The sequence below is a fragment of the Rhodococcus sp. NPDC127527 genome, assembly GCF_042672245.1.
GTDB lineage: Bacteria > Actinomycetota > Actinomycetes > Mycobacteriales > Mycobacteriaceae > Rhodococcus_G.
The window spans coordinates 498,278-516,534 of record NZ_JBHXVP010000003.1 but is presented as its reverse complement, the minus strand read 5'-3'; the positions used below and the strand labels follow the sequence as shown (position 1 = coordinate 516,534).

At 69.6% G+C, this 18,257-nt stretch carries 13 protein-coding genes; 11 read left to right on the top strand and 2 right to left on the bottom strand.

The window, feature by feature from the left end; all coding sequences use genetic code 11:
• Positions 1 to 13: 13 nt before the first annotated feature.
• Positions 14 to 619 carry a PadR family transcriptional regulator gene (locus tag ACFVH2_RS08320; protein WP_378420002.1) on the bottom strand — a complete coding sequence of 202 codons (606 nt, stop codon included), beginning with the start codon at positions 617 to 619 and terminating at the stop codon, positions 14 to 16.
• Positions 620 to 719: 100 nt separating this feature from the next.
• Between ACFVH2_RS08320 and ACFVH2_RS08315 the strand changes: the two genes are divergently transcribed.
• The 6 genes from ACFVH2_RS08315 (at position 720) to ACFVH2_RS08290 (ending at position 6,591) form a co-directional block, all read left to right on the top strand.
• Positions 720 to 1,409, top strand: coding sequence for a GNAT family N-acetyltransferase (locus tag ACFVH2_RS08315; protein ID WP_378420003.1), 690 nt, complete (start codon positions 720 to 722; stop codon positions 1,407 to 1,409).
• 51 nt (positions 1,410 to 1,460) lie between these two features.
• A complete protein-coding gene (locus tag ACFVH2_RS08310; protein WP_378420004.1) occupies positions 1,461 to 2,504 on the top strand; it encodes a glutathione S-transferase family protein in 1,044 nt (347 codons plus the stop codon).
• Positions 2,505 to 2,811: 307 nt separating this feature from the next.
• Positions 2,812 to 3,489, top strand: coding sequence for a hypothetical protein (locus tag ACFVH2_RS08305; protein WP_378420005.1), 678 nt, complete (start codon positions 2,812 to 2,814; stop codon positions 3,487 to 3,489).
• A 24-nt stretch (positions 3,490 to 3,513) separates the two neighbouring features.
• Positions 3,514 to 3,909 (top strand): DUF6153 family protein, encoded by a 396-nt coding sequence (locus ACFVH2_RS08300; protein ID WP_378420006.1) that lies wholly within the window; start codon positions 3,514 to 3,516, stop codon positions 3,907 to 3,909.
• 68 nt (positions 3,910 to 3,977) lie between these two features.
• Positions 3,978 to 4,601: a DUF305 domain-containing protein gene (locus tag ACFVH2_RS08295; RefSeq protein ID WP_378420007.1), complete on the top strand. Its 624-nt coding sequence runs from the start codon at positions 3,978 to 3,980 to the stop codon at positions 4,599 to 4,601.
• Between the two features lie 163 nt (positions 4,602 to 4,764).
• Positions 4,765 to 6,591 (top strand): DUF222 domain-containing protein, encoded by a 1,827-nt coding sequence (locus ACFVH2_RS08290; protein WP_378420008.1) that lies wholly within the window; start codon positions 4,765 to 4,767, stop codon positions 6,589 to 6,591.
• A gap of 4 nt (positions 6,592 to 6,595) precedes the next feature.
• Here ACFVH2_RS08290 and ACFVH2_RS08285 read toward each other — a convergent pair whose 3' ends face one another.
• Complete coding sequence (locus tag ACFVH2_RS08285; protein ID WP_378420009.1) at positions 6,596 to 7,768, bottom strand: YbfB/YjiJ family MFS transporter; 1,173 nt, start codon at positions 7,766 to 7,768, stop codon at positions 6,596 to 6,598.
• 100 nt (positions 7,769 to 7,868) lie between these two features.
• On the opposite strand from ACFVH2_RS08285, the gene ACFVH2_RS08280 reads away from it, so the two are divergent.
• The 5 genes from ACFVH2_RS08280 to ACFVH2_RS08260 all read left to right on the top strand — a co-directional run bounded on the left by ACFVH2_RS08280 (position 7,869) and on the right by ACFVH2_RS08260 (position 18,255).
• Complete coding sequence (locus ACFVH2_RS08280; RefSeq protein ID WP_378420010.1) at positions 7,869 to 8,726, top strand: LLM class F420-dependent oxidoreductase; 858 nt, start codon at positions 7,869 to 7,871, stop codon at positions 8,724 to 8,726.
• Positions 8,727 to 8,793: 67 nt separating this feature from the next.
• Positions 8,794 to 9,768 carry an ABC transporter ATP-binding protein gene (locus ACFVH2_RS08275; protein ID WP_378420011.1) on the top strand — a complete coding sequence of 325 codons (975 nt, stop codon included), beginning with the start codon at positions 8,794 to 8,796 and terminating at the stop codon, positions 9,766 to 9,768.
• Positions 9,765 to 10,529 carry an ABC transporter permease gene (locus tag ACFVH2_RS08270; RefSeq protein ID WP_378420012.1) on the top strand — a complete coding sequence of 255 codons (765 nt, stop codon included), beginning with the start codon at positions 9,765 to 9,767 and terminating at the stop codon, positions 10,527 to 10,529. Before ACFVH2_RS08275 ends, ACFVH2_RS08270 begins: the two co-directional genes overlap by 4 nt.
• A 54-nt stretch (positions 10,530 to 10,583) precedes the next feature.
• A complete protein-coding gene (locus tag ACFVH2_RS08265; RefSeq protein WP_378420013.1) occupies positions 10,584 to 14,390 on the top strand; it encodes an ABC transporter ATP-binding protein in 3,807 nt (1,268 codons plus the stop codon).
• Between the two features lie 133 nt (positions 14,391 to 14,523).
• Complete coding sequence (locus ACFVH2_RS08260; protein WP_378420014.1) at positions 14,524 to 18,255, top strand: multifunctional oxoglutarate decarboxylase/oxoglutarate dehydrogenase thiamine pyrophosphate-binding subunit/dihydrolipoyllysine-residue succinyltransferase subunit; 3,732 nt, start codon at positions 14,524 to 14,526, stop codon at positions 18,253 to 18,255.
• The last annotated feature ends 2 nt before the right edge of the window (positions 18,256 to 18,257 follow it).

Below are 18,257 nucleotides of genomic sequence, written 5' to 3'. Positions count from 1 at the left end.
ATCTCGGTCACGGTCAGCCCCTTGCCTGTTGGATGAGCATCTGATGGTGGAGTTCTCGTGTGAGCCAGGGAAGTTCGCCACTGGCGATCTCGGCGACGGTGCCTCGCAGCCAGTCGAGCTCGGTCCGTGTCACGGTCCGCTGGTAGTCGAGACCGAACCAGAACACCCGCGGCTTCCCCGCTGCGACGAGGACGGCGCGGATCGAGTCGAGTTCGTCGAGTTCCTGCTCCTGCAACGCGATCCGGCCGCGCAGCAATTCCACGACGGTGTCCTGGTCCAAGTTGTGCGCCTCGGCCAGCGCGAGCGGGAACTGCGGGAACTCGTGCACGGACTTCTCGAGCAGCTCGGCGACCCGCGACTTGAGCGCGGCCCGGCCCTCGTCGGTGACGGCGTAGAGAGTGCGTTCGGGTCGATTCCCGTCCCGCTGCGTACCGACAACCGTCACCATTCCGTCGCGTTCGAGCCGGTCGACCGTGTGATAAAGCGAGCCCGGACGCAGCTTGACGAGCCGGTCACCGCGCCGCTGCACGTGCAGTTGGTACATCTCGTACGGATGCATGTCGCGCTCGTTGAGCAGTGCCAGCACCGTGATCGCGAGGGGTGTCAACTGAGCCGCCATGCACCCACCCCCGACATACCCCGAGCCAATTAGTCCAGATGGAATATACGGTACGGAACAGTGCGCGACAAGGGCCGGGCGCGCCCGATACCGTCGCAGTGTGGACTCGCACCAACTCGACATCGTCGCCCTCGCCTGGTCCCGGGAACTCGGCCTGCCGGACGACGCGCTGCGCCGCACCGGCACCCGAACGATACGGCCGGCCACCGACACGATCCGATTCGTCCGGCTCGGCGGCGCCAGCGCGCTGGTCGGCCCCGACTGGCTGCTCGAACGAGCCGCCGGCGTCGACGACGCCACCCTCGCGACGCGGGCGACGCTCGTCGAGATGACCAAGGAGCACGGCGGCCGGTGCACGGGCCCGCGACTGCTGGCGTACGCCGCCGAGGTGGGAGACGAGATCGGCGTCGAGAACCCGCTGATCTCGCACGTCCTCCCGCACGTACTCGCACTGCAGGCCCTGTGCCCGCCCGACGACGTCGCGGAGGCCGACCTGACGAGCCGGCGCAATTGGTTCACCGTGCTCGACGAGGACGAGACCCCTCTCGCCGGAGCCGGGTACACGGAATGGCAGGGCATCGTCGCCCGGGTCGGGGTGCTCACCGTCCCAGGCGCACGGCGACGCGGACATGGCTCGGTCGTGGGGCGCCTGTGCACGAACGACGCGATCGACGAGGGACTGATCCCGCAGTGGAGCCCGCACCCCGACAACACCGCGGCGCGGCGGCTCGCGACGCGGCTCGGATTCGAAGAACTCGGTTCGGTCACCGAGGTGGCACCGCGCGCGTGACACGGCCGCGACATCGCGCGGGTCGCGCCGGGCGCGCACTACCGTGAACGCGTGACCGAAGAGAACAGCACCACCGGCGCGTACGTCGAGTCGGGCAAGGAGTTCACCCGCGACACCCGCTACATCGAGTCGCGGATCACCGCGGACGGCCGGGACGGCTACCCCGTCGAGCCGGGCCGGTACCGGCTGGTCGTCGCCCGCGCCTGCCCGTGGGCGAACCGAGCGATCATCGTCCGGCGACTGCTCGGCCTCGAAGACGTTCTCTCCATGGGGATGTGCGGGCCCACCCACGACAAGCGGAGCTGGACCTTCGACCTCGATCCCGGCGGGGTCGACCCGGTGTTGAAGATCCCCCGACTTCAGGACGCCTACTTCGCCCGCGTCCCCGACTACCCCCGCGGCATCACCGTGCCCGCGATCGTCGACGTCCCGACCGGCCGGGTCGTGACCAACAACTACCCGCAGATCACCCTCGACCTGTCCACCGAATGGACGCAGTACCACCGCGAGGGCGCACCGAAGCTGTACCCGGAGCACCTTCGCTCGGAGATCGACGAGGTGGCCGACCTGATCTTCCGCGACGTCAACAACGGCGTGTACCGCTGCGGTTTCGCCGGCTCCCAGGAGGCCTACGACGCCGCGTACGACCGCCTGTTCGCCCGGCTGGACTGGCTGACCGACCGACTGTCCGGCCAGCGATACCTGGTGGGCGACACCATCACCGAGGCCGACGTCCGACTGTTCACCACGCTGGCCCGGTTCGATCCCGTTTACCACGGGCACTTCAAGTGCAACCGCAGCAAGCTCAGCGAGATGCCGGTCCTCTGGGCGTACGCCCGCGACCTGTTCCAGACGCCCGGCTTCGGCGACACCGTCGACTTCACGCAGATCAAGCAGCACTACTACGTGGTGCACACCGACATCAACCCGACCCGGATCGTGCCCAACGGCCCGGACCTGGCGAACTGGCTGACCCCTCACGGCCGGGAGTCGTTGGGCGGCAGGCCGTTCGGCGACGGCACCCCGCCCCCGCCACCGAAGCCCGCCGAGGCGGTGCCGGCGGCGGACTGGGTACCGGTTCACTCCCCCGCGTAGGTCCCGAAGCTCCAGATCACGCCCTGCGGGTCACGGACCGTGAATCCGCGGGAGCCAGACGACGGTCTTGGTCTGCGTCGAATTACGCTGAACGGTCATACCTCCGACAGTGCACTTTCGGCCTGCCGGTCGTCGTGCACGAAGGTGAACAGTTCCTCGGCACACACCGGCAACGGGTCAAGCGTAGGCAGTGATCCGCGTCGCATCCAGGAACCCTTGTCGTGACCGGCGGAACAAAGCCGGGACACTCGACCGTTGGTAGGGAGTTCGGCCGCAGACGGTGCGGTCGCGACGAAGGGGAGGTTCGATGGCGGACACGCTGGGGCGCATCGAGCAGGTCATCGTGTCGTTGCTGGACAACGGCGCCAAACTGCAGGGTCCTGCGGTGCACAAGTACGTCGAGCGGGTCCGGCGTGCGCATCCGGACGAGAGCCCGCAGCAGATCGTCGAGCGGATGGAACGCATGTTCCTGGCCGCGGTGACGGGCAGCGGCGGTGCGGTCGGGGCCGCCGCGGCGGTTCCCGGCATCGGCACGGTCGGGTCGATCGCGGCGGTCGGCGCCGAAACCGTCTTCTTCCTGGAGGCCTCTGCCCTGCTCACCCTCGCGATCGCCTCGGTGCACGGCATCCCGGTCGATCGGCACGAGCAGCGCCGCGCCCTGGTGCTCGCGGTGGCGCTCGGCGCCTCGGGGATGGAGATCGTGGAGAAGGCGGTGGGTGCGACCACCAAGAACTGGGGCTCGCTCATCACCAACCGGCTCCCCGCGTCCACGATGACCGGGATGAATCAGACCCTGCTGCGCAAGTTCGTGACCAAGTACGCCGCGCGTCGCAGCGCACTGATCCTGGGCAAACTGGTCCCGGCCGGGATCGGCGCGGCGATCGGCGGGGTGGGCAACCGAACCATCGGCAAGGGCGTGGTGAACAACGCCAGAGACGCGTTCGGGCCGTTACCCGCGCACTGGCAGCACGCCCTCACCCCCTGACCCCCCGGGGGTATGGTGGTTGCCATGGATCGCCGCCCCACCACTCGCCGAGCCGGGCTCGCGCGCGCGGTCCTGCTCGTCGCGGTGGTCCTCGGAATTCTGGCGATGCATCACGTGGCGGCATCCGCGGCGCCGGCCGCGATGTCCGCCGAACATCCCGTCGCCATGGTCGCCGACATCACGACCGGCGACCACACACCAGCCGGTCACGCGGGCGATCACCACATGCTCAACGCCTGCCTCGCGATCCTGCTCGCAGGCACGCTGCTACTACTCACGCTGGTGCTGCTCGGACTCGCACCCGATGCCGCCACACGGGCCGGCGTGCTGCGCCGCGTCACCGCAGGTTCGGGCCGCGGACCACCGTTCGCCCGCGCGACCTCGAATCGCCTTGCGCTCCTGAGCATTCTGCGGGTGTGACAGGTCCACTGCGCGCGTACGCAGCCGGACCCAACCCCTCATGCACAGCGAAAGAACAAGGAACGAAAATGAACACGCGAACCAAGACCGCCGGACTGATTGCCGCCGCGGCGGCCGCGGCTGCCCTCGTCGCGGGCTGCTCGAACAACGACTCGGGCTCCGGTCATTCGATGGAGTCCATGCCGATGTCCCAAGGCATGTCGGCTCCCGCATCCGCCGCCGACCACAACGCGGCCGACGTCGCGTGGGTGCAGATGATGATCCCGCATCACCAGCAGGCGGTGGAGATGGCAGCGCTCGCCGAAGGCCGCACCCAGAACGCTCAGCTGCTCGCCCTGGCGAGCCAGATCAAGGCCGCCCAGGACCCGGAGATCGAGCAGATGTCCGGCTGGCTGACCGAGTGGGGCGTGCCGACGATGCCCGCCGGCATGGATCACTCCGCGCACGGCATGAGCGGCGACATGGGCGGCATGATGTCCGCCGACCAGATGTCGCAGCTGGAGAAGACCACGGGAGCGGACTTCGACCGCGCCTGGCTGGAGATGATGATCGCGCACCATCGGGGCGCAGTCGACTCCTCGAAGCAGATCCAGGCCGACGGCCAGAGCGAGCAGGTGCGGGACCTCGCCGGCAAGATCATCGCCGGCCAGCAGGCCGAGATCGCGCAGATGAACGCGATGCTCGGCAGGTAGTTCGCAGGCCGCGGACGCCCCGACTCGGGGGCGTCCGCGGCCGCACATATGCGGTACACGCGCGGGTTCGCCCAGCACTGGACGGCGACTTGATGCTCACGTCACGATCTCGAAGATCCTCAATCCACACAATTTGTCACACCTTTCAGGTAGTCTCGAACACATGTTCGATATGGGGGATGTGCAACATCCGGAGAGCGGTCGCGTCGGGATTCAGGACCCCGCCGCCGATGGCACGACCCTCATCGACATCGCCCACGCCGCTCGCCTCGAAAACCACTACACCGCATGCAAAGTCCTCACCGCAGGGCGGTTCTGGCAGTCCTGGATCGAACGCGACGCCCAGCTCGGATCCGGTGACATCGTCGACTGCGGCAACAACGCGATCACCGAGATCGCCGTGCGCCTCGGCTGCTCGAAGACGATGGCCGAAAGTTACGCCACGACCGGCGTCGACCTACACCTTCGACTGCCCTTGATCCGCGCCGCCTTCCAGGCAGGCGACCTCGACTACGCCCGCGTCCGCACGGTTTGTCGTGAAACCACCGGTTTGCACCCCGACACCACCACCGCGCTCGAACCCGAGATACTCACCGCCGCCCGCAGTTTGACGCCCGGCCCGCTCGCAACCGAAATCGCGCGACTGGTCACCCATCACGCCCCCGAAGAGGCCGCGCAGCAACGGGAGGAAGAGCAGGCGCACTGCCGGCGGATCGCTCAACGCCGCGCGGGCACCGCCGCCGCCACCCTCGAGATCACTACCTCCCCCGACGAGGCCCAGCAATTCATGCAACTGGTCACCGAATTCGCAGCCACCGTCTGCCCCAAGGACAAGCGCGGCAAGCAGTGCCGCATGGTCGACGCGGTGATGGCGATCATGCACGGCGAGCCGTACCTCGCCTGCACCTGCGGCAGCGAGGACTGCAACCAGTCCGGACGCACAGCACTTCCCGGGCGGCGCACCCCACTGACCCAGATCACCATCGACGTCGCAACCGTCCTCGGACTCCTGTCCGAACCCGCCTACCTGCACGGCCACGGCCTGATCGATCCCGACCTGGCCCGGCAACTAGCCGCCGACGGCACCTGGCAGGCGATGCTCACCGAGGCCCTCGACCTGGCCGAACAACTCGGCCTCACAAACAACCAAGAACAGACCGAGACCGACTCCCAGACCCGTACCTGCCAACCGACCGCAGAAGATACCGATCTTGGAAACGTTGCGGCAGTGGATAATTCTGCCAGCGATGAGCCGTCGAGCACACACCTTCCCCGCACGCCGGAGCAGACAGGCAGGCCAATCGAACCCCGAGAACCGCAGCCGACCTCCCCACAGCCGACTCCACGATTCCGCCTGCGATCCTTCCTCGCCCAGGGCCGTCGGCGCAAAGCCGGCCACGTACCCGACGCCGGGCCACCAGGCGGAAGCCCCACCTCGGAGTCGAGCACCGAAACACCAAGTGCGCCACCGGCAAGTGTCGGCACCATGGCCGAAGCGATGCTGGCTGCCATCGCGGCAAACCCGACGCTCGCGCTCGGCGAACACCCCGACGGGCACGGCGGTCTCACCTGTCGGCCCGACGGGGCCCTGACCTACCGTCCCGACGTCGCCACGTCCGCACTGGTCCGCGCCCGCGACCAGCACTGCCGATTTCCCGGCTGCACTCGGCCCGCCGCCCAGTGCCAACTCGACCACATCGTCGAGTACCTCGCCCACGATCCCGTGTCCGGTGGCTGGACCATCGTGGCCAACCTGCAGTGCCTGTGCCAGTTCCACCACCAACTGAAAACTCTCGGCCTCTGGGACGTCACCGCCCTGCCTGGACACGCCCTCCTCTGGACCTCCGCGAACGGCACCAGCGCCGTCACCCTCCCGGCCGGCGCCCACCATGGCAACCGCACCCTCGAGACCCTCGCCCCGGCCGTCACCGGCCGCCGCGGATCACCGCCACCACCGACGACACCGAAACAGGACCCGCCGCCGTTCTGAGAAATCAGCGAGTACCGGACCCCGACAGGACGGGCTCCCGACTCGACCGCAACAACGGCACCATGAACACCACACCGAGCGCGAGCACCCCAGCCGCGACCGCCAGTGCCGGCGAGTAGCCGTGCCCCAGCAGCGGCGCCACCATCATCGGCCCGACCACCTGACCCAGCCCGTACACCGCGGTGCCGATCGCCGCCGCGCGCGGACCCACCAGCGCCGCGCCCTCGCCGAGCGCCAGCATTACGATCCCCATGAACGTGCCGCCGAAGCACAGCGCCCCGATCAACTGCACCACCGCCGAACCCGACACCGCCGACACAGCGACGGCGACCGCCTGTACCGCCAGCGCAACCGTCATCATCGCCGCCCGGGAGTGCCTGCGCGAGAGCCTGATCCACACCACGCACGACGGCAGCGCGGCCAGTCCGACCGCGATCCACACCGCACCACCGAGCCAGCGTTGCGTCCCGACCGACGCGACCGCGGCGACTAGGAAGGTCGCGGACACGATGTAGCCGACGCCCTCGCAGAAGTAGGCGGCCATCAACCAGCCGAACGCCCGCCTGGCTCCCGGCTCGGAAGCGGGCGGGCCGCCGCTCGACGCGGACACGCTCGCCCGTCCGGCAGGCAGCGTCCACGCCGCCGGTATCAGCACAGCGGCCAGGCCGGCCGACACCAGCCAGCCGACCCTCCAGTCCGCGTCGGAGCCCAGTGCGAGAATCGCCAACCCCGACAACGTGATTCCGCCGCCAACGCCACCGAACACCCACCCGACCCCGTCGCCGCCGGACGCGACCTCCTGGTGCGCGACCCGAGCGGTGAAGACGAAGATCGCCGCACTCGCCACTCCCGCGACGAACCGGAGCACCATCAACCAGCCGACCGACTCCGTCGCCGTCATCAGGACCAGCGTGCCGACGAGAACCATCAGCGACAGTCGGAGCGAGAGCCGGCTTCCGGCGAGCCGATGGGCGAAGATCGCGGCGACCGCACCGGCCAGGTACCCGAGATAGTTCGCGGTCGCCAGCGTCGCGGCCGACTCCGAACTCAGGCCCGCCTGGGACTCCATCAGGGGCAGGATCGGCGTGTACGCGAATCGGCCGAGGCCCATCGCGACGGCCAGCGCGAGGCTCGCCCGTAGCACCAGGAATCGACGACTTTCCGCGAACGACACCATGCCCTGCAGGCTACGACGGCCGCGGAAGGGTGCCGTCGGCGGCCGGAATGAATCGAAGTCGACCGCGGTTACCCCGATCACACCAAACGCGAGGAGACCCATGCCTGCAATCGAGCAGACCCCCGACCTCGGACGAATCGGCGTATGGCGTCACGCCTACGGCCTGACCCCCGACTACCTGCGCGCGATCGAGCGGCTCGGCTACGGCACGCTGTGGCTGGGCGGCTCGCCGCCCGCCGACCTGCTCATCGCCGAGGAGGCGCTCGACGCGACCGAAACGCTCACCGTCGCGACCGGCATCACCAACGTCTGGTCGGCGCCCGCGAACGAAGTCGCCGAGTCCTTCCACCGGCTCGAGGCGCGGCATCCGGGACGGTTCCTGCTCGGGGTCGGGGTCGGCCACCGCGAGGCGCACGGCGAGATCTACGCCAAACCCTACGAGGCCGTGGTGTCCTACCTCGACGAGCTCGACGCGGCGGGTGTGCCCGCGAGCCGGCGAGTGCTCGCGGCGCTGGGCCCGAAGATGCTGCGGCTCGCCGCGGAACGATCCGCTGGCGCCCATCCGTACCTGACCACACCCGAGCACACCCGACGGGCTCGTGAAGTCCTCGGAGCCGGAACACTTCTCGCTCCCGAGCACAAGGTGGTCCTGAGCACGGACTCCGCGTCCGCGCGGACCATCGGCCGCGCAGCAGTGGAGAACCCGTACCTGCACCTGCGGAACTACGTCTCGAACCTGCTCCGGCTCGGCTTCAGCGAGGAGGAACTCGGCGACGGCGGCAGCGACCGTGTCATCGACGCGCTCGTCGCGCACGGTGATGCCGGGTCCGTCGCAGCACGCCTGACCGAGCACCTCGCCGCCGGCGCGGATCACGTGGCGGTCCAGGTGCTGCCCGCCGACGGCGACGCCGTCCCTGCCCTGACCGCCCTGGCCGCCGCACTCGGACTGTCCACGTAGCCTCCCCTGCCGTACCCGACCGATAGGGTGAGCGCGATCGGTCGGGTACGCCAGGGGAGGTCAGTTCATGAGCGACGCCAACGCGGGTCCGGCCGTCGAGGCGTTCGGTCTGAGCAAGCAGTTCAACACGGTTCACGCCGTGTCGGACCTGAGCTTCACGGTGCCGACCGGCTCGATCACCGGATTCATCGGACCGAACGGCTCGGGGAAGACCACTACCCTGCGCATGCTGCTCGGATTGATCGAGCCGACGTCCGGGCGGTCGACGATCGCCGGACTGCCGTTCGCCGCGCTGCCGCAGCCCGGCCGGACCGTCGGCGCGGTGCTGGACTCGCTCAGCCTGCACCCGAACCGCACTGCGCTCGGGCACCTGCTGGTGTTCGCGGCCGCGATCGGAGTCCCGGACGAGCGCGCCCGGCAAATCCTCGCCCTGGTCGGACTCGAACAGGCCGCCCGACAACGGGCGGGCACCTTCTCCCTCGGCATGCGTCAACGCCTGGCGCTCGCCACGGCGCTGTTGGGCGACCCGCAGATCCTGATCCTCGACGAGCCCGCGAACGGCCTCGACCCCGAGGGGATCGCCTGGCTGCGAGACTTCCTGCGCGCCTTCGCCGAGTCCGGTCGCACCGTGCTCGTGTCGAGTCACATCCTGCGCGAGGTGGAACAGACGGTCGACCGGCTCGTCATCGTCAACCGCGGCACCCTCGTCTACCAGGGTGGGATCGACGACCTCCGGCGCACGCACAGCGCCCGCGTCCTGGTCGCGGCATCCGATCCGGCTCGTCTGGCCCTGGCCCTCGGCGCCGCGGGATTCACCGACGCCCAGGTGCTGCCCGACGGCAGGCTCGCGGTGCGCGGCGCCGTCGAGCAGGTCGTCGCCGGGATCGCCGAATCCGCGGGCGTGACCGTTTTCGGATCCACCACGGAGCCGGTCGATCTCGAGCAGGTCTTCCTGTCCATGACGGCCGGCCAGTACGCCGCCCAGCACTACGGTCCTCCGCCCACCGGGTACGGGACCGAGCCGTTCGGAGGTCCCCGATGACCGCGCTGCTGACCAGCGAACTGCGCAAGGTGACCACCCTCCGGTTCTGGTGGGCGCTCGTCCTGGCCCCGCTGGCCGTCGCCCTGTTCGCCGCGTCCATCTACGCCGCGATGGCCGACGGCATCGACTCCTTCGGCTCCGACCTGTCCAGCGGCGCCGCCTCCGTCGGGCTGTTCGTCTCCGTCGCGTCCGTGGTGCTGTTCGCCGGCCTGTTCGGCGCGCTCAACGCCGGCACCGAGTTTCGGCACAGCACACTGACACCCACCTTCCTCACCGCCCGGGGCCGCGACGGTGTCGTCGCCGCCAAGCTGATCGTGACGGCGGGATTCGGAGCGGCGTACACCCTGCTGGTCGAGATCGTCGCCGTCGCCTGCATGGTCGCGTTCGCGGGCGACGGCTTCGATCTGACCGGGAGTGTGCTCGCGATGCTGGGCGCGGGCCTGCTCGCCGGTGTCGCATGGTCACTGATCGGAGCTGGGCTCGGCCTGCTGCTGCGCTCGTCGATCGGCGCCGCGATCGCCCTCGTCGTCTGGTACCCGATGGGCGAGCTGATCGTGACCGCCATCCTCTTCGGGCTCGGCGCACAGTCGTTGCCGCAATGGCTGCCGGGCGCCGCCACCTGGGCCACGATCGCCGCCGACTCCGCCGCCGGCATCGACGGCTTTGCGCCGTGGCTGTCGGCCGCGGCGGCTCTGATCGGTTGGGCCGCGCTCGCCGCCGGCCTCGGCTGGTGGACGACCCGAAGCCGCGACGTCACCTAGAGTCGAACGTCCCCCGCCCACCACTGTCGGGGTGCGAGGTTAACGTGGATTGCGATGCCCACCACCACGAGTCACCCCGGCTGGATTCGGCGCCTGACCGCCGAATGCTTGGCACACCGGTCCGTCGCCGTCGGCGCGCTAGCGGTGACCCTGATCGCCGCGGTCATCGACATCACCTTCCCGCTGCTGACCCGGATCGCGGTCGACGACGCGAGCACCGGTGCCACCGACGTGATCGTGGCCGTCGCGGCGGCCATCGCCGCGCTGGCGGTGGTGCGGTTCGGCTGCCAGTTCGGCCGCCGGATGCTTGCCGGCCGACTCTCCCTCGACGTCCAGCACGACCTGCGACTCGGCCTGCTCGCCTCGCTGCAGCGCCTCGACGGGGTCGGCCAGGACCAGATCCGGACCGGGCAGGTGGTCTCCCGCTCGATCACCGACCTGCAACTCGTGCAGGGCCTGCTCGCGATGGTGCCGTTGTCGGCGGGGGCGCTGATCCAGTTCGTGCTCGCCATCGTGGTGATGGCGTGGCTGTCGCCGCTGCTGACCGTGGTCGCGCTGCTCGTCGTCCCCGCGGTCACGCTGGTGGTGTGGCGGATCCGACCGACGCTGTTCGCCGCCACCTGGTCCGCCCAGCAGTGCGCGGCCGACCTCGCCCAGCACGTCGAGGAGACGGTGACCGGGGTGCGGGTGGTCAAGGGATTCGGCCAGGAGGCCCGGGCGGTCGAGCGACTGGAGGACCTCGGGAAGACCCTCTACGCGCAGCGGCTGCGGGCGGCCCGGATCAACGCCAGGTTCGCCCCGACCATGGCCGCGCTACCGCAGCTCGGCCTGGTGGCGGTGATCGCCCTCGGCGGCGTCCTCACGCTGAACGGTGCGATCACCGTCGGTACCTTCCTGGCCTTCGCCACCTACGTCGCCACCATGTCCAACGTGGCCCGGCTGCTGTCCTCGGTGGTCATCATGGCGCAGTTGTCGCGGGCGGCGGTCGAGCGCGTCTACGAGGTCATCGACACCGAGCCCGCCGTCGCCGACCCGCCGCATCCGGTCACGCTGCCCGCCGGACCGATCGGGGTGCGGCTGCGCGGGGTCACGTTCGGGTTCGAGCCCGACCGTGACGTCCTGCGCGGGCTCGATCTCGACCTCGCGCCGGGCGAGACGGTCGCGATCGTGGGTCGCGCCGGATCCGGCAAGACCGCGCTGTCGCTGCTGCTCCCCCGCTTCTATGCACCCAGCGCCGGCACCATCGGCCTCACCGTGGACGGCACGGCATTCGACGTCGCGTCGCTGCGCGCCGAGCAACTGCGCGAGGCGGTCGGACTCGCCTTCGACGAACCGTTCCTGTTCTCCGACACCGTCTCGGCGAACATCGCGCTCGGCCGCCCCGGCGCCAGCGCCGAGGAGATCCGCGCCGCCGCGCGGATGGCGCAGGCCGACGAGTTCATCGAGGCGCTGTCCGAGGGCTACGACACCGTGGTCGGGGAACGCGGGCTCACCCTGTCCGGCGGGCAACGCCAGCGCGTCGCGCTCGCCCGCGCCCTGCTGGTCGACCCGCGACTGCTCATCCTCGACGACGCGACCTCCGCGGTCGACGCCGAGACCGAGGCGGCGATCTTCGACACCCTCCGGTGCCGGCGCGACCGCACCACCCTGATCCTCGCGCACCGGCGCTCGACCCTGACGCTCGCCGACCGGGTCGCCGTCCTCGACGACGGCAGGGTCGTCGACACCGGGACCGTCGCCGAACTCGACGAGCGCTGCCCGCTGTTCCGCGAGCTGCTGGCCGACCCCGACCCAGATTCGGACGGGACCGAGACCGGCGTTCCGGCGCCGCTGCCCGACCGGCCCGAACCGTCCGAGGCCCGCCTCTGGCCGGACACCGTGCCGGGTTCGGCGTACGACGCGACGGTCTCCGACTCGGTCACCGCGGGCGGTACCACCCACACCGCCGGTGCGCCGGGCGGCGGTCGTGGCGGTGGTCCGGTCGCGGGCGCGCTCGGCGACGTGGCCGCCACCCCGGAACTCCGGGCGGCGGTCGATGCGCTGCCACCGGCCACCGAGCAGCCCGCCATGGACGACGCCGAGCTGGTCCGGCCCGACCCGGGATTCCGGCTCGCGACGCTGCTGCGGCCGGTCCGGTGGATCCTCACCGCGGTGGTGGCGTGCCTGGCGCTGGACTCTCTCGCGGGCGTGCTGTTCCCCTCCATCGTCCGGTTCGCGCTGGACCGGGGCGTCGCACCGGACCAACCGTCCATGCTGTGGTGGGCGACGGCGGCGGGCACCCTGCTGGTCGCAGCAGACTGGCTGGTGGTCGCGGTCATGACGGTGATCACCGCGCGGGCGGGCGAGAGGGTGCTGTACGGGCTGCGCGTGCGCAGCTACGCCCACCTGCAACGCCTCGGCCTCGACTACTACGAGCGCGAATTGTCGGGCCGGATCATGACCCGGATGACCACCGACGTCGACGCCCTCTCGTCGTTTCTGCAGACCGGACTGTCCACCGCGGTGGTCAGCGTGCTCACCGTGGTCGGCATCTCGGTCGCCCTGTTGGTCACCGACGCGGTGCTCGCGCTGGTCGCGCTGGCCGCGGTGCCACCGCTGCTGGTGGCCACACTGATCTTCCGCAAGGTGTCGTCCGTCGCGTACTCGGTCTCGCGCGAACGGATCTCGATCGTCAACGCCGACTTCCAGGAGAACATCGCCGGGCTGCGAGCGGCGCAGGCCTACCGGCGAGAGGACTTCGCGGCCGAACGCTTCGCCGAGCGCGCGGACAGCTACCGGCGCAGCCGGATGCGGTCACAACGCGCCATCTCCGTCTTCTTCCCCTTCATCACCCTCCTCTCGGACCTGGCGCTGGCCGCGGTGGTCCTCGTCGGTGCGACCCGCGTCGCCCACGGCGAGACCACCGCCGGCGTCCTCGTCGCGTTCGTCCTCTACCTCGGCCTGCTGTTCGGTCCGATCCAGCAGCTCTCGCAGGTCTTCGACGGCTACCAGCAGGCCTCCGTCGGGCTGCGGCGGATCGGGGACCTGCTGCGGACCCCGAGCTCTATCGAGACCGCCACCCAGTCCGACACCGTTCCGCTGACCGGGCACCTGCGCGGCGACGTCGCGTTCGACGACGTGACCTTCCGGTACCGCGGCGCCGACACCGACGCGCTGCGCGGGGTCGACCTGCGGATCCCGGCCGGTACGACGGTGGCGCTGGTGGGCCGGACCGGCGCGGGCAAGTCGACCGTCGTCAAACTGCTCGCCCGTTTCTACGACCCCACCGACGGCTCGGTGCGCGTGGACGGGACCGACCTCCGCGGCTATCCGCTGCACCGCTACCGGGCCCGGCTGGGCGTGGTCCCGCAGGAGGCGCACCTCTTCTCCGGCGACGTGGCCGGCAACATCGCCTACGGCAGGCCCGACGCGACCCGGGCCGAGATCGTCGCGGCGGCGCGGGCGGTGGGTGCGCTCGGCACGATCGCCGACCTTCGCGGCGGCATGTTCGCGCCGATCGGCGAGCGCGGGCAGGGACTGTCCGCCGGGCAGCGGCAGCTCATCGCTCTGGCCCGAGCCGAACTGGTCGACCCGGACCTGTTGCTGCTCGACGAGGCCACCGCGACCCTCGACCCGGCAACCGAGCGCACCGTGCTCGAGGCGAGCCGTCTGCTGACCCGCACCCGCACCGCCGTCGTGGTGGCGCACAGGCTGGCGACCGCCGCACGATCAGACCTCGTCGTGGTGATCGACGGGGGGACCATCGTCGAGTGCGGCACGCACGCCGAATTACGCCATTCGGGCGGTTCGTACGAGCGGTTGTGGGCCGCGGCACAGAGCCGGTCGGGGAATAAATTGGCCGCCACTGCTGTCATCGATTAGTGAGATGCGAAAAGGTCGGCGTGACGCAGCTCACTCGATGCGCGCCCGCTGCACGTCGGTCACTGGGGGGGTCTAGCCTCGGGTGTACAAGCGCCGATCGGGGACCAAGAGAGAAACGAGGCGAACACCTGCCGTGAGCAGCAGTTCTACGTCACAATTCGGACAGAACCAGTGGCTTGTCGACGAGATGTACCAGCGCTTCCAGGATGATCCCACATCCGTAGACGCGAGCTGGCACGAGTTTCTCACCGACTACAAGCCGGACGCGACTGGCACGAACGGGCAGATCCCCGTGACCGCCACCGCGTCGACCACCGCAACCGCCCCCACCAACGGCACCGCCGCTGCCCCTGCCGCACCGCAGGTGGCCGCCGCGCCCGCAGCTCCGGCGCCCGCGCCGGCCCCGGCCGTCGCACCGCCGACTCCGGCGCCCGCACCCGCGCCGGCTCCCGCAGCCAAGCATGCCGCCGCTGCGAAGCCCGCGCCGGCCGTGACCGAGAACGACTCCAAGGTGCTCCGTGGCGCGGCCGCTGCCGTCGCGCGGAACATGTCGGCCTCCCTCGCGATCCCCACCGCGACCAGTGTTCGCGCCATCCCCGCGAAGTTGATGTTCGACAACCGCATCGTCGTCAACAACCACCTCGCGCGGACCCGCGGCGGCAAGGTCTCGTTCACCCACCTGCTCGGGTACGCGATCGTGCAGGCCGTCAACGCGTTCCCGAACATGAATCGGCACTTCGCCGAGATCGACGGCAAGCCGAACGTGGTCACGCCCGCCCAGACCAACCTCGGTCTGGCGATCGACCTGCCCGGCAAGGACGGCAGCCGCTCGCTGGTCGTCGCCGCCATCAAGGGCACGGAGTCGATGAACTTCGTGCAGTTCTACACCGCGTACGAGGACATCGTCCGCCGTGCTCGTGAGGGCAAGCTGACCGCCGAGGACTTCTCCGGCGTCACCATCTCGCTGACCAACCCCGGCGGCATCGGCACCGTGCACTCGGTGCCGCGCCTGATGCAGGGCCAAGGCGCCATCATCGGTGCGGGCGCGATGGAGTACCCCGCCGAGTTCCAGGGCGCGAGCGACGAGCGCATCGCGGACATGGGCGTCGGCAAGCTGATGACCCTGACCTCGACCTACGATCATCGGATCATCCAGGGCGCCGAGTCCGGCGATTTCCTGCGCACGATCCACAACCTGCTGATCAGCGACGAGTTCTACGACGAGATCTTCCACGCGCTGCACATCCCGTACGAGCCGGTCCGCTGGCGCAAGGACGTGCCGGAGGGCGCCGTCGACAAGAGCACCCGGGTGCTCGAGCTGATCGCGGCCTACCGCAGCCGCGGCCACCTGATGGCGGACACCGATCCGCTCCAGTTCGTCAAGGACAAGTTCCGCAGCCACCCGGACCTCGACGTCACCACGCACGACCTGACGCTGTGGGACCTCGACCGCGAGTTCAACGTCGGCGGGTTCAACGGCAAGACCCGGATGAAGCTGCGCGACGTGCTGTCGATCCTGCGCGACGCGTACTGCCGGCACATCGGCGTCGAGTACACCCACATCCTCGATCCCGAGCAGATGCGGTGGCTCCAGGACCGGGTCGAGGCCAAGCACGTCAAGCCCACGGTCGCGCAGCAGAAGTACATCCTGAGCAAGCTCAACGCCGCCGAGGCGTTCGAGACCTTCCTGCAGACCAAGTACGTCGGCCAGAAGCGGTTCTCGCTCGAGGGCGCCGAGTCCGTCATCCCGATGATGGACGCGGTCATCGACCAGAGCGCCGAGCACGGCCTCGACGAGGTCGTCATCGGCATGCCGCACCGCGGCCGCCTCAACGTGCTCGCGAACATCGTCGGCAAGCCGTACTCGAAGATCTTCACCGAGTTCGAGGGCAACATGAACCCGGCGGCCGCGCACGGCTCCGGCGACGTGAAGTACCACCTCGGCGCCGAGGGCAACTACATCCAGATGTTCGGCGACAACGACATCAAGGTCTCGCTCACCGCGAACCCCTCGCACCTCGAGGCGGTCGACCCGGTGCTCGAGGGCCTGGTCCGCGCCAAGCAGGACATCCTCGACAAGGGTCAGGACGGGTTCACCGTGCTGCCGCTGATGCTGCACGGCGACGCGGCGTTCGCCGGCCAGGGTGTCGTGGCGGAGACGCTCAACCTGTCGCTGCTGCGCGGCTACCGCACCGGCGGCACCGTGCACATCGTGGTCAACAACCAGGTCGGTTTCACCACCGCCCCGGAGCACTCGCGTTCGTCGGAGTACTGCACCGACGTCGCGAAGATGATTGCGGCGCCGGTCTTCCACGTCAACGGCGACGACCCCGAGGCCTGTGTCTGGGTCGCGCAGCTGGCGGTGGACTACCGCGAGAAGTTCGGCAAGGACGTCGTCATCGACATGATCTGCTACCGCCGCCGCGGTCACAACGAGGGCGACGACCCGTCGATGACGCAGCCGGCGATGTACGACCTGATCGACACCAAGCGCAGCGTCCGCAAGAGCTACACCGAGGCCCTGATCGGCCGCGGCGACATCTCGCTCAAGGAAGCGGAAGACGCCCTGCGTGACTACCAGGGCCAGCTGGAGCGGGTGTTCAACGAGGTCCGCGAGCTCGAGAAGTTCAAGCCGGAGCCGTCCGAGTCGGTCGAGCTGGACCAGACCCCGCCTGCCCGCCTGCAGACCTCGGTCGACAAGGACACCCTCGCCCGCATCGGCGACGCCTTCGTCAACGTGCCCGAGGGCTTCACCGTGCACCCGCGCGTCAAGCCGGTCATCGAGAAGCGGCACGAGATGTCCCGCGACGGCAAGATCGACTGGGCGTTCGCCGAGCTGCTCGCGTTCGGTTCGCTGGTCGAGCAGGGCGCCCTGGTGCGTCTGGCCGGCCAGGACTCGCGTCGCGGCACGTTCACCCAGCGGCACTCGGTGCTGATCGACCGCAAGACCGGCGACGAGTACAACCCGATCGCCCAGATCGCGGCCGACGCCGACAACGGCGGCAAGTACATGGTCTACGACTCGGCCCTGACCGAGTACGCGGGCCTGGGCTTCGAGTACGGCTACTCGGTGGGCAACCCCGACGCGTTGGTGCTGTGGGAAGCGCAGTTCGGCGATTTCGTCAACGGCGCGCAGACCATCATCGACGAGTTCATCTCCTCGGGTGAGGCCAAGTGGGGCCAGCTCTCCGACGTCGTGCTGCTGCTGCCGCACGGCCACGAGGGCCAGGGTCCGGACCACACCTCCGGCCGCATCGAGCGCTTCCTGCAGCTGTGCGCGGAGGGCTCGATGACCGTGGCGGTGCCGTCCACCCCGGCGTCGTACTTCCACCTGCTGCGGCGCCATCACCTCGACGGCATCCGGCGTCCGCTCGTGGTGTTCACCCCGAAGTCGATGCTGCGCAACAAGGCCGCGGTCAGCGAGCTCGAGGACTTCACCACCGGCAAGTTCCGCTCGGTGTTCGAGGAGCCGAGCTACGAGACCGGCAGCGGCGAGCGCGACAAGGTCAAGCGCGTCCTGCTGGTCAGCGGCAAGCTGTACTGGGAGCTGTTGGCCCGCAAGCAGAAGGAAAATCGCGAGGACATCGCGATCGTTCGGATCGAGCAGCTCTACCCGCTGCCGAGCCGTCGTCTGCGCGAGACCCTCGACCGCTACCCCAACGCGACCGAGTTCCGCTGGGTCCAGGAGGAACCGGCGAACCAGGGCGCGTGGCCGCTGTTCGGTCTGGCCCTGCCGGAACTGATCCCGGACAAGCTTGCCGGCATCAAGCGGATCTCGCGGCGCGCCATGTCGGCCCCGTCTTCGGGTTCGAGCAAGGTGCACGCGGTCGAGCAGCAGGAGATCATCGACGAGGCGTTCAAGTGATC

Bases quoted from the DNA above. Each gene is read 5' to 3' on its own strand.
- ACFVH2_RS08280 (WP_378420010.1), top strand. From the start codon at position 7,869: ATGCCTGCAATCGAGCAGACCCCCGACCTCGGACGAATCGGCGTATGG.
- ACFVH2_RS08320 (WP_378420002.1), bottom strand. From the start codon at position 619: ATGGCGGCTCAGTTGACACCCCTCGCGATCACGGTGCTGGCACTGCTC.
- ACFVH2_RS08285 (WP_378420009.1), bottom strand. From the start codon at position 7,768: ATGGTGTCGTTCGCGGAAAGTCGTCGATTCCTGGTGCTACGGGCGAGC.
- ACFVH2_RS08300 (WP_378420006.1), top strand. From the start codon at position 3,514: ATGGATCGCCGCCCCACCACTCGCCGAGCCGGGCTCGCGCGCGCGGTC.
- ACFVH2_RS08265 (WP_378420013.1), top strand. From the start codon at position 10,584: ATGCCCACCACCACGAGTCACCCCGGCTGGATTCGGCGCCTGACCGCC.
- ACFVH2_RS08270 (WP_378420012.1), top strand. From the start codon at position 9,765: ATGACCGCGCTGCTGACCAGCGAACTGCGCAAGGTGACCACCCTCCGG.
- ACFVH2_RS08290 (WP_378420008.1), top strand. From the start codon at position 4,765: ATGTTCGATATGGGGGATGTGCAACATCCGGAGAGCGGTCGCGTCGGG.
- ACFVH2_RS08305 (WP_378420005.1), top strand. From the start codon at position 2,812: ATGGCGGACACGCTGGGGCGCATCGAGCAGGTCATCGTGTCGTTGCTG.
- ACFVH2_RS08295 (WP_378420007.1), top strand. From the start codon at position 3,978: ATGAACACGCGAACCAAGACCGCCGGACTGATTGCCGCCGCGGCGGCC.
- ACFVH2_RS08275 (WP_378420011.1), top strand. From the start codon at position 8,794: ATGAGCGACGCCAACGCGGGTCCGGCCGTCGAGGCGTTCGGTCTGAGC.